This is a genomic window from Pseudomonas sp. S3_G06 (assembly GCF_054667565.1).
On the sequence record NZ_CP162738.1, the window covers coordinates 195976 to 210628 of the forward strand.

The window sequence follows — 14653 nt, forward strand, 5'->3', positions numbered from 1 at the left end:
CAGTCGAGGATCACAGCTGTAGAATGAGCGTCTTCAACGGTGGCTGCTGGTCCCGCGAGGGAAAGTCGGCACCCGGGGTCATCACGCTCCATTCGCGCACCGGGCGGCCGGCCTTTTCGGCGCAGCGCAACACTTGTTCGCGCCAGTCGTCCATGCTGACTTTCGCCAGGTTGTTGCAGCAGATCAGCACGCCGTTGTCAGCGGTGGTCAGCAGCGCGGGTTTGAGCAGGCTCTGATAATCGCGCAGCAGATCGACGGTGCCGAATGCACTTTTCGCCCAGGCCGGCGGATCGAGCAGGACCAGATCGTATTGGCGCTGTTCGAGGCGCTGATAGCTCGGCAGCTTCTGCCCGCGACGCACGCTGATCGGCAGGCCAGCGAGCTGACGGATCGCCGGAAAGTAATCGGACTGAATGAATTGCATCGGCGGCAGCTGCGGGTTGAGCAAACCATTCTCGCGACCGACCGCCAGATTGCCCTCGGCAAAATCGAGGTTGCACACCTCGCGCGCACCGCCCGCCGCTGCACTGAGGCCAACACCACAGGTGTAAGCGAACAGGTTGAGCACGCTTTTGCCTTGCGCGTGGTCCTTGACCCAGCCGCGCGTGTTGCGCAGGTCGAGGAACAGCAGCGGATCCTGCCCGGCATGGCGCCCGCGCACGCGATAGTTCAGCCCCCATTCGTGCCCGACCAGATCCGCCAGTGCGGCGTCATCGGCTTTATAGACGCTGTCCTCACGATCGATCCGCGAGTTGCCACGGGAGCGGTCGTTGTAGACCAGCAGGGTGTCGAAGCCCAGGGTCTGGTTGACCATGGCGTGCAGTTGCAGCAGGTCGTCACGTTCGAGCGTCTGGTGAAAACTCTGCACCAGCAGTTGCGGGCCGTAGCGGTCGATGGTCAGGCCGCCGGCACCTTCCTGGCTGCCATGGAACAGCCGATAGCAATCGGTGCCCTGGCTGTGCAGCGCAGCGAGCAGGTCCTGGCGTTGATCGAGGGCGGCGCGCAGCGCCTGATTCAAGGAAGACATGCGGGCGCCTTGCTGAAAAAACGCGAAGCTTAGCAGTCGGGGAGCTACAAGCGGCAAGTTTCTAGCTGCAAGCTAAAAGCGAAAAGCTGCGCGGACCGCTTTAGCTTGCAGTTTGTAGCTAGAAACTTGCAGCTCTCAAGTATTGAGCCGCTTGTCGACGAGGTCCTGCACCACACTTGGATCAGCCAGCGTCGAAGTATCGCCAAGGCTGTCGAGCTCATTGCAGGCAATCTTGCGCAGAATCCGCCGCATGATCTTGCCCGAACGGGTCTTCGGCAATGCCGGCGCCCACTGGATCAGGTCCGGTTTGGCGAAGCTGCCGATCTCCTTGCTGACATGCGCCAGCAGGTCCTTCTTCAGCTCTTCGTTGGCCTCAGTGCCGTTCATTGGCGTGACGAATGCGTAGATGCCCTGGCCTTTGACGTCGTGGGGATAACCGACCACGGCGGCCTCGGCGATGCTGTCGTGCAGCACCAGGGCGCTTTCCACTTCGGCGGTGCCGATGCGGTGGCCGGAGACGTTGATCACATCATCGATGCGTCCGGTGATCCAGTAATCGCCGTCCTCGTCACGGCGGGCGCCGTCGCCGGTGAAGTAGTAGCCGGGATAGGGTTTGAAGTAGGTGTCGATCATCCGCTGCGGATCGCCGTAGACGCTGCGAATCTGCGCCGGCCAGCTCGATTTGATCGCCAGCACGCCACTGCCGGCGCCTTTGATTTCCTTGCCGACTTCGTCAAGCAACACCGGTTGCACACCGAACATCGGTTGCGTGGCGCAGCCGGGTTTGATTCGTTGGGCGCTGACCAGCGGGCTGAGCATGATGCCGCCGGTTTCGGTCTGCCACCAGGTGTCGACGATCGGGCAGCGCTGTTCACCGACAGCATTGAAATACCATTCCCACGCTTCCGGGTTGATCGGCTCACCGACGCTGCCGAGCAATCTGAGGCTGGCGCGTGAAGTTTCCTTCAACGGTCCGGCGCCTTCGCGCATCAGCGCGCGCAGCGCGGTCGGTGCGGTGTAGAAAATGTTGACCTTGTGTTTGTCGATAACCTGCCAGAAACGCGAACTGCTCGGGTAGCTCGGCACGCCTTCGAACATCAGTGTGGTCGCACCGTTGGCCAGCGGCCCGTAGACGATGTAACTGTGGCCGGTGACCCAGCCGACGTCGGCGGTGCACCAGAACACTTCGCCGTCGCGGTAGTCGAGCACATATTTGAAGGTCATCGCCGCTTGCAGCAGATAGCCGCCGGTGGTGTGCAGCACGCCTTTGGGTTTGCCAGTGCTGCCGGAGGTGTAGAGGATGAACAGCGGATCTTCGGCGTCCATCGGTTCCGGCGGGCAGTCGTCGCTGACCTCACGCACGGCCTGGTGGTACCAGAGGTCACGGCCCTCGACCCAATCGACCTGGCCCTGCGTGCGCTCGACCACCACGACGGTGCTGACGTTCGGGCAACTTTGCAGGGCTTTGTCGACGTTGTTTTTCAGTGGCACGAAGCGGCCGCCGCGCACGCCTTCATCGGCCGTGATCACGGTACGGCAGTCGGCGTCGAGAATTCGATCACGCAGGGAATCCGGAGAAAATCCGCCGAACACCACCGAATGGATCGCGCCGATTCGCGCGCAGGCGAGCATGGCGTAGGCGGCTTCGGGGATCATCGGCATGTAGATGCACACCCGGTCGCCTTTCTTTACGCCACGGCTTTTCAGCACGTTGGCCAAACGGCAGACGTGGTGATGGAGTTTGTTGTAAGTGATCTGCGCCGACTCGGCTGGGTCGTCGCCTTCCCAGAGCAGGGCGGTCTGCTCGCCGCGTTGCTTGAGGTGACGGTCGATGCAGTTGTAGCTGACGTTGAGCTTGCCGCCGGCAAACCAGGCGGCTTCTCCGGTTTTCAGGTCATAGCGCTGAACGGTCTGCCACGGCGTGCTCCAATCGAGGAAACGCGTGGCCTGCTCGGCCCAGAAGGCGCTGGGGTGTTCAATCGATTCGCGGTACAGGCGCCGATACTCGTCCTGGCTCAACTGAGCGGCCTGGTGCACGGCATCGGCTTTGGGGAACGTGCTGATATCGAACATGACGGTTCCTTATTCTTGTGGTGCGACACGAATAAAGATGCGCCGAGCGCTGCACAGGTTCAAGTCATGCGCCAAAACAACTGTGGGAGCGAGCCTGTTTGCGAAGGCGGCGGATCAGTCAACACAGTGTTGAATGACGCACCGATTTCGCGAGCAGGCTCGCTCCCACAGGGGAACAGCGTTGTGCCCTAAGGCTTTGATCAGCCGCGGTGACGCCCGCGGAAGTAGTTGATCAGGCCTTGAGTCGAGGCATCGTCAGCCACGGTCTCGTCGCTGCCGACCAGGCGGTTGTAGACGCCTTTGCCCAATTCCTTGCCCAGTTCTACGCCCCACTGGTCGAAGGCGTTGATGCCCCAGACCACGCTTTGCACGAACACTTTGTGCTCATACATCGCAACCAGCGCGCCGAGGCGACGCGGGCTGATGCGTTCGACCACCAGGGTGTTGCTCGGACGATTGCCCGGGATCACCTTGTGCGGCGCCAGTTTGCGCACGTCGTCTTCGCCCATGCCTTTGTCGCGCAGCTCGGCTTCGGCTTCCGGCAGGGTCTTGCCGAGCATGAGCGCCTGGCTCTGCGACAGGCAGTTGGCGTACAGCCACTGGTGATGGTCGGAAACCGGGTTGAAGCTGACGATCGGCACGATGAAGTCGGCCGGGATCAGTTGGGTGCCCTGGTGCAGCAACTGGTGGTAAGCGTGCTGACCGTTGCATCCGACGCCGCCCCAGATCACCGGGCCGGTATCGGTCGACACCGAGGTGCCGTCCTGACGCACGCTCTTGCCGTTGGACTCCATGTCCAGCTGTTGCAAGTGCTTGGTGATGTTGCGCAGGTAGTGGTCGTACGGCAGGATCGCGTGGCTCTGCGCACCCCAGAAGTTGCCGTACCACACGCCGAGCAGGGCCAGCAGCACTGGCATGTTCTGTTCGAACGGCGCGGTCTGGAAATGCTGGTCCATGGTGTAGGCACCGGACAGCAGTTCTTTGAAGTTGGACATGCCGATGGCCAGCGCAATCGGCAAACCGATCGCCGACCACAGCGAGTAGCGCCCGCCGACCCAGTCCCACATCGGGAAGATGTTTTCTTCGCGAATCCCGAAAGCCACAGCGGCGGCGTTGTTGCTCGACACAGCGATGAAGTGGCGATACAGCTCGGCTTCCGAGCCGCCCTGCGCCAAGTACCAGGCGCGGGCGGCCTGCGCGTTCTTCAGGGTTTCGAGGGTGTTGAACGACTTCGACGAAACGATGAACAGCGTGGTCTCGGCGCGCAGTTTCTGCGTCAGCTCGTGGAATTCGCTGCCGTCGATGTTTGCCAGATAGTGGCAACGTACGCCTTTCTGCGCGTAGGACAGCAGCGCTTCGGAGACCAGCTCAGGACCGAGGAACGAACCACCGATACCGATATTGACCACGTCAGTGATCGGCTTCTCGGTGTAGCCACGCCACAAGCCATCGTGAATGCGGCCGACCAGATCGGTGATCTGGTTCAGCACCTTGTGCACTTCCGGCATCACGTTGACGCCGTTGACCGACAACTTGTCGCCGACCGGGCGGCGCAGGGCGGTGTGGAGTGCCGGGCGGCCTTCGGAGGCGTTGACGATTTCGCCGTCGAACAGCGCTTTGATCGCGCCCTTCAGATCGACTTCATTGGCCAGGCCCACGAGCAGGTTGCGGGTCTCGGCGTTGATCAAATTCTTCGAATAGTCGAGAAACAGACCGCAGCTGCTGAGGGTGAACTGATTGAAACGCTGCGGATCGGCGTTGAAGGCTTCGCGCATGCTGAAATCCTGCATGGCTTGGCGGTGATCTTTCAACGCTTGCCAGGCGGGCAGAGCGGTAACGTCGTGAGGAGTGCGGTAGTACGCCATCGCTGCGGTTTTCCTTTTTACTTGAACGGCCTTTTGAACACGGTACAGATCAACCACGGGTATTTAGCGCATGGGATCAACTGCGTCGACACGAGATCTGGACACAGGGCGAATACAGTAAACCTCGCGCTGCGTTCTGTCTTGACTTTGTCTGACCAGATCCCTGTACTTTTTTAACATCCGCAAAGGAATCTGGCCGACAAACGGAGGGGCCGGAAGACTTTCGCCCAACCGGCATGGACCCAAAACACCTGTGGGAGCGGGCCTGCCCGCGAAGGCGGCGTGTCAGGCAACTTATAAGTCGCTGATACACCGCCTTCGCGAGCAGGCTCGCTCCCACAGGGAAATTCGTTGCTGCTTAAATCGGGCTATCGAGGTTCAGGTGCAGGTTGTCGATCAGCCGCGTAGTGCCGAGGAACGCTGCCGCCAGAATCACCAGATCGCGATCTTCCGCCGTCGCCGGACGCAAGGTCAGGCCATGGCGGATTTCCAGATAATCCGGACGCAGCCCTGCCGCTTCCAGCAGCTGCAACTGCGCAGCGATCAGCGCCGGGTAATCGCGCTCACCTTGCTTGATCGCTTCGGCAATGCTGCTCAGCACGCGATACACCACCGGTGCCACGGCGCGCTGATCTTCACTGAGGAAGCCGTTGCGCGACGACAGCGCCAGACCGTCCGCAGCACGCACGGTCGGCTCGCCGATGATCTGGATCGGCATGTTCAGGTCATGCACCAGTGCGCGGATCACCGCCAGTTGCTGGTAATCCTTCTGGCCGAAAATCGCCAGGTCCGGCTGGACCATGTTGAACAGCTTGCTGACCACCGTCGCCACACCTTCGAAGTGCCCCGGACGGCTGGCGCCACACAGGCCTTCGGACAATTGCGGCACGCTGACCCGGGTTTGCCCGGCCATGCCGTCCGGGTACATCTCTTCAACCGTCGGCGCAAACAGCAGGTCGCAACCGGCTTCGAGAAGCTTTTCCTGATCGGCGGTGAGGGTGCGCGGGTATTTGTCGAGGTCTTCGCCGGCGCCGAATTGCAGCGGGTTGACGAAAATACTCGCAACCACGAAATCGACTCGCTGGGTAGCTTTGGTGATCAGGGCGACGTGGCCGCTGTGCAGGTTGCCCATGGTCGGCACGAAGCCGATGCGCTTGCCTTCACTGCGCGCGCGGGCGACGGCGGCGCGCAGTTCGCGTACGGTTTTGACGGTGTTCATGCAGAGAATCCGTGTTCGATGCCGGGGAACGTGGTGGCTTTGACTTCGCTGACGTAAGCCTTCAGCGCGGACTGGATGCTGTCCTGACCTTGCATGAAGTTTTTGACGAATTTGGGTACGCGGCCGGTGATCGACAGGCCGAGCATGTCGTGCAATACCAGCACCTGGCCGTCGGTAGCGTTGCCGGCACCGATACCGATCACCGGAATGCCCACGGCCTGGCTGATTTCTGCCGCCAGTTCGCTCGGCACGCACTCGAGCAACAGCATGGCCGCACCGGCCTGCTCCAGCGCGATCGCATCGGCACGCATCTGCCGCGCCTGATTCTCGTTGCGGCCCTGCACTTTATAGCCACCGAGGATGTTCACCGCTTGCGGGGTCAGGCCCATGTGCGCACACACCGGCACACCGCGCTCGGCGAGCAGGCGAATCGACTCCGCCAGCCACAGCTGACCTTCGACCTTGACCATGTGCGCGCCGGCCTGCATCAGCATGGCGCTGTTGGTCATGGTCTGTTCGAGGGTGGCGTTGGCCATGAACGGCAGGTCGGCGAGGATCAGGGCATCGCCATTGCCGCGCTTGACACTGGCGACGTGGTAGGCCATTTCCGCCGTGGTCACCGGCAGGGTGCTGTCATGACCCTGCAGAACCATGCCGAGGGAGTCGCCGACCAGCAGCACTTCGACACCGGCCTCGTTGCAGGCGTGGGCGAAGGTCGCGTCATAGCAGGTCAGCATGGTGATTTTTTCACCTTTCTGCTTGAGGCTCTGGAGCGTGGTCAGGGTGATGGCTGGCATGTAAAAAATCCTCGTTCAGGCGCTCTGGAAACTGCTGCGAGTCACGCGCGTGATTCTTCATCTACTCAGGCGCACGGTCTTGTGTCGTGCTTTGAAAGGCCTGGATTGCGCCCGTTCATACCGGGTTGGCGGCAGCGGGACGCCTATAGTCGTGATGAGCCAACAGGAAGTCAATTGCGTGTGTTACCGCATTGTTACGCGGGCGGTGTTACCGGCGTTACTGATGCGATTCAGCGGCGCGGCGGGCCTGATTCGGGGGATTTTTGTCTGACAAAAACTGGAGATTGGCAGGTGACCTGTGGCGAGGGGATTTATCCCCGTTGGACTGCGAAGCAGGCCCAAATCTGACCAAGCTGTACACAACATGGGGCCGCTCCGCGACCCAACGGGGATAAATCCCCCTCGCCACACAACCACATTTCACAGCAGATTTTTGTCAGGGCTGGGAGAGGCGTTCAAGGCCGACAAACGGGCAGGCGGCCAGCAAGTCTGTCAGCGTGCGGCCATCGGCAAGACGCAGATCCTGCGGTGCCAGTTCAGCGAGGGGATAAAGAACGAACGCCCGCTCCTGAATCTGGTAATGCGGGATCTTCAGCCGTGGCTCATCGATCAGGCGATCGCCGAACAGCAGAATATCCAGATCCAGCGTGCGTGGCCCCCAGCGCTCAAGACGCTCGCGGCCCTGAGCATTTTCGATCGCTTGCAAGGCGTCGAGCAGCTCGATCGGTGCGAGCGAGCTGTCGAGGGCGGCGACGGCGTTGGTGTAACGCGGCTGGCCCGGCAGCAGCGAATCGCTTTGATAAAAGGCTGAGACGCCGGCAAGACTCGTCTGCGGCAATTGCCCCAGCGCCGCAATGGCGCTGCGCAACTGGTCGGCCGGGTCAGCGAGGTTGCTGCCCAGGCCGATGTAGATGCGTTCCATCGCTTACTCGCCCGTCGCGCTCGAAGCACCGGCGCGCTTGCGCTTGGAACCGCCGCTGCGGCGACGTTTGCGCGGTGCGCCGCTGGCATCGTCGCCCTTGCCGCTGAGGTCGCGGATCATGTCGCGACGCTCGCTGTCATTGGCGTCCTGATAATCGGTCCACCACTCGCCGAGGCCATCGGTCTCCTCGCCGGCGCTTTCACGCAGCAGGAGGAAATCGTAACCGGCACGGAAGCGCGGGTTGTCCAGCAACAGATCGGCGCGTTTGCCACTGCGGCGTGGCAGGCGTTCCTGCATGTCCCAGATTTCGCGGATCGGCATGGTGAAGCGCTTCGGAATCGCGATGCGCTGGCACTGCTCGGCAATCAGCTCGTGAGCGGCTTCCTGCATCGCCGGAATCGGCGGCATGCCACGTTCCTGCAGACGCAACACTCGCGCCGGCAGTGCCGGCCAGAGCAGGGCGGCAAAGAGGAACGCCGGGGTCACCGGTTTGTTCTGCTTGATGCGCAGGTCGGTGTTGGTCAGCGCTTCGCTGATCAAGGTGTGGGTGTATTCCGGATTGTATTCCAGCGCTTCGGCACTGGCCGGGAACAGCGGGGCGAACAGTTGCAGATCAACCAGCATTTCAAAGGTGATCGCGCCGTGCCCGGAGAGGAACAGCTTGAGCACTTCTTCGAACAGTCGCGCCGACGGAATCTCGCGCAGCATCGGCGCCAGCTCACGGATCGGCTGCACGGTGTGCTTCTCGATGCCGAAGTTGAGCTTGGCGGCGAAACGCACGGCCCGCAGCATGCGCACCGGGTCTTCCTGGTAACGCTGCTTCGGGTCGCCGATCAGGCGGATCAGGTGATTGCGGATGTCGTGCACGCCGTTGGCGTAATCGAGAATGCGCTCGCTGACCGGGTCGTAATACAGGGCGTTGATGGTGAAGTCGCGACGTTGCGCGTCTTCTTCCAGGGTGCCGTAGACGTTGTCGCGCAGAATGCGCCCGCTCTCGTTGCGCGAAGACTGGTTGCTGTCTTCGTCGTCTTCGTTGACCGGGTGATTGGCGCGGAAGGTCGCGACTTCAATGATTTCGCGACCGAAATGGATGTGCACCAGCTTGAACCGGCGGCCGATGATTCGCGCATTGCGGAATTCGGCACGCACCTGCTCGGGGGTGGCGCTGGTGGCGACGTCGAAGTCCTTGGGCGTGATGCCCAACAGCATGTCACGCACGCAACCACCGACCAGATAAGCCTGGTAACCGGCACCTTGCAGGCGTTCGACGATATTCACCGCATAGCGGCTGAATTGCGTTTTCTGCAGCGAATGTTGGCCGCTGTTGAGCACTTCAGGGGTGCTGCGGATGTGTTGCGTACGACGCACGGGAGTTCGGAATGACTGGAACAGCTTCTTCAGCATGGGATGCACTGTTTGAAGGAATGTTCGGCCATACCAAAAGAATGACCGCATGATGGGCGCAGATTCTAGCATTTAGTCGGGGGATGGTGTAGGACGCGGCAGATATGAGCTGCAAGCCCCAAGCTACAAGGGTCGAGCGAGGAAAACGGGGGGATTTCACGGAAGGCAGAAACTACAAGGGGAGCCGAAGCTCCCCAAGAAGTAGTTGCGTGCTCTTTTTATTATTGATTCGGGCTTCTTGTTTTTGTTGAGTGCCCTCGCCACGAAGTGTTTCCTTCGTGACCCTCCCAATCGGGAGCCAAGAGCAAACGGATTGCTTTGGTCGCTGAATTGCAGTGATCTGTCGATCCAACCAGTACAGGCTCTGTCTTAGGACAGTTTTTGTTGTTCTCGGCCTGGTCGTGGGGCAAGCCCCAAATACAACGCCTCTCCAAAAGAATCAGTTAGCTGCGCCTCTCGCCGTCTTGTTTTTATTGTGCGTGAGTCGATTCGTCTTATTTTTATTGTCTTGTGCATTGCTTGTTATTGTTCTTGTACCAAACATATAGCAGGGTGCGTGCCAACTTTTGCCAAGCCCAGTAAAACAAGGGGTTAGGTCGATATAACCATTTTGCAGGGGCGAAAAAAAGCCGGGGTTTCGTTACCGATAACCCCGGCTTCTGTTACGTGAATCGACTGCGGTAACAGTTTTTTCACATTGTCATGCGTTACCCGCGCACGCGGTGGGTAACGCTCAGCTCTCGCTGGCAACCCCGGTCTTGCGCCGTGGAATGCCCAGACGCTGGCGGCGTTCCCACAGGCATTTGCGGCTGACGCCGAGTTTGCGTGCCAGTTCGGTCTCGGTCATGTGGTCCTGATGCTCGAGGACGAAATGCTGGAAATAGTCTTCCAGCGACAGATCCTCGGTCGGCTCATGGCTGCTGTTGCTGGCGTTACCGCCGGTTTGCGGCGGCAGACCGATGAACTCGTCGTCTTCCAGATCGCTCAGCTCGATGTCGATGCCCAGCAGGTCGGCCGAGATCTCCGGGCTTTCGCTGAGAATCACCGCGCGCTCGACGGCGTTTTCCAGCTCACGCACGTTACCCGGCCAGGAATAGTGCCGGATCGCCTGTTCGGCATCGGTGGCAAATTTCAGGTCGGTGCGATTGATCCGCGCGCTCTGGCGAGCGAGGAAGGCATTGGCGATTTCGTTGACGTCGGCGCCACGCTCGCGCAGCGGCGGCAGCTTCAGGGCAATCACGTGCAGACGGTAATAAAGGTCTTCACGGAACTGGCCGATTTTCGCCAGGCTCTTCAGATCGCGGTGGGTTGCTGCGATCAGGCGCACGTCGACTTTCTGTGACTGCACCGAACCTACGCGGCGGATCTCGCCCTCCTGCAGAACCCGCAGCAAGCGAGCCTGGGCTTCGAGGGGCAGTTCGCCGATCTCATCGAGAAACAAGGTGCCGCCGTCCGCCGCTTCGACCAGACCGGCGCGACCGGCACTGGCACCGGTGAACGCGCCTTTCTCGTGGCCGAACAGTTCGGATTCGATCAGGCTTTCCGGAATTGCCGCGCAGTTCACCGAAATCATCGGCGCCTTGGCGCGTTTCGACAGATTGTGCAGAGCGCGGGCCACCAGTTCTTTACCGGTGCCGGACTCACCCTGAATCAACACGTTGGAGTCGGTTGGCGCGACTTTGCGGATCTTGCTGTACAGGTCCTGCATCGGTGGGCAGGAGCCGATGATGCCAATTTCACCATTGCTGTTATCCACAGCAGCTTTGCCAGTGCCAGCGGCAGGCTTGCTCGCCGTGGCTTCGCCGGCAGCCGGCGCCGACTGGCGATCGCGCAGGATCCGCGCAACCGCCTGGAGCATTTCATCGTGGTCGAACGGCTTGGCGATGTAATCGACCGCGCCCATTTTCATCGAGTCGACCGCCGAGCGCAGGCTGGCGTAACTGGTCATGATCAGCACCGGTGTGCCCTGGCCGAGCTTGATCAGCTCGGTGCCCGGAGCGCCCGGCAGGCGCAGGTCGCTGACGATCAGATCGAACGTAGGAATGGTGAAGCGTTCTTGTGCTTCCTGCACTGATCCGGCTTCGCTGACCTGGTACTGGTTGCGTTCCAGCAGGCGGCGCAAGGCGGAGCGGATAATGGTTTCGTCTTCGACGATCAAAATGTGCGGCATTGATTCGATACTCTCGACGGTCTCAGTTCACAGCGGACGTCGCTTCGACATGACGCGGTAAGGTCACCCGGATACGGGTGCCGCGTTGGCTTTGTACATCAGCCGGGCTGTCGATGGTGATTTGTCCATAATGCTCTTCAACGATGGAATAGACCAGTGCAAGGCCCAGACCGGTGCCTTCACCCGGATCCTTGGTGGTGAAGAAAGGTTCGAACAATCGGTCCATGATGCTCGACGGAATGCCACTGCCTTCGTCTTCGACGATCAGATCGACCGTGTGTTCGCCGGCTTCGCTCTTGACCCGTACCGCACTGTGCGGCGGCGAGGCGTCGCGGGCGTTGGAGAGCAGATTGATCAGCACCTGGGCGAGCCGTTGCGGGTCGCCTTCGACCCAATGATCGGGATCGCACAGGTTGTAGAACTGCACTTCGAAATTGCGCCGGTTCAGCGCCAGCAGGCCGATGGCATCCTGCGCAACTTCGGCCAGACACACCGGTTCGTCGCTGTGCTGATGGCTGCCGGCATGGGCGAAGCTCATCAGCGACTGGACGATGCGCGAGACGCGTTTGGTCTGCTCGAGAATCTGCCCGCTGATTTCCGTCAGCTCGCCGTCGTCTTCACGCTCTTCGCGCAGGTTCTGCGCCAGGCAGGCGATGCCGGTGATCGGATTACCGATTTCGTGGGCCACACCCGCTGCGAGTCGGCCGATGCTGGCCAGCCGTTCGGAATGCACCAGTTTGTCTTCGAGCATCTGCGTTTCGGTCAGATCCTCGACCAGTAACACCAAGCCACTGTTACCCGGGGCCAACGGCTCGTCGATCGCCGCTTTGTGCAGGTTCAGCCAGCGGGTCTGACCATCGAGGGCCAGGTGCTGTTTGTGCAAATGCTCGTCGGGCAGGTTGATGAAGCCTTGCAGCAATTCTTTCCACGGGTTGGCGATGGTGCTCAGGCGCGAACCGACCACTCGCTGTGCGGCGATGCCGGTCAGCTCTTCCATCGCCTTGTTCCACATCAGGATCTCCTGATCCTTGGCCAGCGAGCAGACGCCCATCGGCAGTTCCTGCAAGGTCTGGCGGTGGTAGCGGCGCAGGGCGTCGAGCTCGGCGGCCAGGCCGGTGAGGCGCGAGTGGTAATCCTCGAGACGGCTTTCGATGAAGTGAATGTCTTCGGTGACGTAGTTTTCGCCGCCAGCCTTATAGGGCAGGAAGGTTTCCACCATATCCTGCGCAACGCTCGGGCCCATCAGGCCGGACAGGTTGGCCTCGATGCGGTCGCGCAAACGGCGCAAGGCGTAAGGCCGGCGTTCGTCGAAGGGCAGATACAGATCGCGCAAGGCTTGCTCGACCTCTTTCTGCGCAGCCTTGGCACCCAGCGGCTTGGCCAACTGCGTGGCGAACTCCTGCGGCGAGGCGGCGTGCAGTTCGCGGCGTTGCGGGCGGCGCACGTTATCCACCGCACAGGCTTCGGCGGCGCTGGCTTCTTCCGGGCTGGCGTTGGTAAACAGCGAGATCAAAGTGAACATCAGGACGTTGGCGGCCAGCGAGGCGATGGCTGCCATGTGCCAACTGGTGTCGTCGAGCACGTAGATCATGTTCAGCAGGGGGATATAGAAGCCCTGCAGATTGCCGACCAGCGGCAGCAGCATGGTCACCACCCAGACCGTGATCCCCGCCAGCAGACCGGCAATGAAACCACGGCGGTTGGCGGTCGGCCAGTACAACACCGACAACACCCCGGGCAGAAATTGCAGAGTCGCAACGAACGCGACGATGCCGAGGTTGGCCAGATCCTGTTCGACGCCGAGCATCAGGTAGAAGCCGAAGCCGGCCATGATGATCGCCACGATCAGCGCCCGGCGGGTCCATTTCAGCCAGCGGTAGATATTGCCCTCGGCCGGCGGTTGATAGAGCGGCAGCACCAGATGGTTCAGCGCCATGCCCGACAAGGCCAGGGTGGTGACGATGATCAGGCCACTGGCGGCGGACAGGCCACCGACGTAGGCGAGCAAGGCCAGCGGTTTGCTGTTGGCGGCGATGCCGATGCCGAGGGTGAAATATTCCGGGTCGGTGGTGGCGCCGAGTTTCAGCCCGGCCCAGAGAATCAGCGGTACGGCGAGACTCATCAACAGCAGAAACAGCGGCAGGCCCCAACTGGCGCTGACCAGCGAGCGCGGATTGAGGTTTTCCGTAAAGGTCATGTGATACATGTGCGGCATCACGATCGCCGAGGCAAAGAACACCAGCAGCAGCGTGCGCCACGGACCTTCCTGCAACGGCGTGTGCAGGGCGGCGAGGGCGGTCTGGTTTTGCAGCAGCCACAGTTCGAGCTGTTGCGGGCCGTCGAACACGCCATACAGCGCGTACAGGCCAACGCCGCCGAGAGCGATCAGTTTGATGATCGATTCGAAGGCAATCGCGAACACCAGCCCTTCATGTTTCTCGCGCGTGGCGATGTGCCGGGAACCGAAGAAAATCGTGAACAGAATGATCAGCGCACAGAACGCCAACGCCACGCGGCTCTGCACACGTTCGCCGGTGAGAATGCCGATCGAGTCGGCCACGGCCTGAATCTGCAAGGCAAGCAATGGCAAGACGCCAATCAGCATGAAAATCGTGGTCAGCGCACCGGCCCAGGTGCTGCGAAAGCGGAAGGCAAATAGATCGGCCAGCGACGACAGTTGATAGGTGCGGGTGATCTTCAGGATCGGATAGAGCAGCACCGGCGCCAGCAGGAATGCACCGGACACGCCGAGATAACTGGACAGAAAGCCGTAACCGTACTGATAGGCCAGGCCCACCGTGCCGTAGAACGCCCAGGCGCTGGCATAAACCCCCAGCGACAGGGTGTAGGTCAACGGGTGGCGAATGATCGCGCGCGGGATCATGCCCCGTTCGCTGACCCAGGCAACGCCGAACAGCGCCGCCAGGTACGCGGCGCTAATCAGGATCATCTGGGTCAGGCTAAAGCTCATCGGCATCTTTTTGGCTCTGCAGGATGAAGGTCACGACAATCAGGATCAGCCAGAGCAGATAAGGGCGATACCAGGCGCCCGTCGCGTCGATCCACCAATCCATGATGGCGGGGGAGAACAGGTAGATCCCGACGACCAGAAGCAGGACCAAGCGATAGATGTACATCCCGGCCTCTCTTTTTTATGCGCGTGCCCGAAAACGTGC

Annotated in this window: 10 protein-coding genes; all 10 read right to left on the bottom strand. The window is 61.0% G+C overall.

Annotated elements, in window-relative coordinates:
* Positions 1–10: 10 nt before the first annotated feature.
* Positions 11–1027, bottom strand: a complete 1017-nt coding sequence (locus tag AB4N47_RS00920; protein ID WP_341639204.1) for a class I SAM-dependent rRNA methyltransferase — start codon at positions 1025–1027, stop codon at positions 11–13.
* A 135-nt stretch (positions 1028–1162) separates the two neighbouring features.
* Positions 1163–3100: an acetate--CoA ligase gene (gene acs / locus AB4N47_RS00925; protein WP_341639203.1), complete on the bottom strand. Its 1938-nt coding sequence runs from the start codon at positions 3098–3100 to the stop codon at positions 1163–1165.
* Between the two features lie 200 nt (positions 3101–3300).
* A complete protein-coding gene (pgi, locus tag AB4N47_RS00930; RefSeq protein WP_016773160.1) occupies positions 3301–4965 on the bottom strand; it encodes a glucose-6-phosphate isomerase in 1665 nt (554 codons plus the stop codon).
* Positions 4966–5323: 358 nt separating this feature from the next.
* Entirely contained in the window at positions 5324–6184 is an 861-nt protein-coding gene (gene panC / locus AB4N47_RS00935; protein ID WP_341639202.1) for a pantoate--beta-alanine ligase, read from the bottom strand.
* Positions 6181–6981: a 3-methyl-2-oxobutanoate hydroxymethyltransferase gene (panB, locus tag AB4N47_RS00940; RefSeq protein ID WP_016773162.1), complete on the bottom strand. Its 801-nt coding sequence runs from the start codon at positions 6979–6981 to the stop codon at positions 6181–6183. The genes panC and panB overlap by 4 nt, the downstream gene beginning before the upstream one ends.
* 436 nt (positions 6982–7417) lie before the next feature.
* Positions 7418–7903 carry a 2-amino-4-hydroxy-6-hydroxymethyldihydropteridine diphosphokinase gene (gene folK / locus AB4N47_RS00945; protein ID WP_460154387.1) on the bottom strand — a complete coding sequence of 162 codons (486 nt, stop codon included), beginning with the start codon at positions 7901–7903 and terminating at the stop codon, positions 7418–7420.
* Between the two features lie 3 nt (positions 7904–7906).
* Positions 7907–9307, bottom strand: coding sequence for a polynucleotide adenylyltransferase PcnB (locus AB4N47_RS00950; protein WP_016773164.1), 1401 nt, complete (start codon positions 9305–9307; stop codon positions 7907–7909).
* A 733-nt stretch (positions 9308–10040) separates the two neighbouring features.
* Positions 10041–11477: a sigma-54-dependent transcriptional regulator gene (locus AB4N47_RS00955; RefSeq protein WP_341639200.1), complete on the bottom strand. Its 1437-nt coding sequence runs from the start codon at positions 11475–11477 to the stop codon at positions 10041–10043.
* A 22-nt stretch (positions 11478–11499) separates the two neighbouring features.
* Entirely contained in the window at positions 11500–14454 is a 2955-nt protein-coding gene (locus AB4N47_RS00960) for a sensor histidine kinase (RefSeq protein WP_161806084.1), read from the bottom strand.
* On the bottom strand, positions 14438–14614 hold the full coding sequence (locus AB4N47_RS00965) for a hypothetical protein (RefSeq protein WP_003176118.1): 177 nt from the start codon (positions 14612–14614) through the stop codon (positions 14438–14440). Before AB4N47_RS00965 ends, AB4N47_RS00960 begins: the two co-directional genes overlap by 17 nt.
* Positions 14615–14653 lie beyond the last annotated feature (39 nt).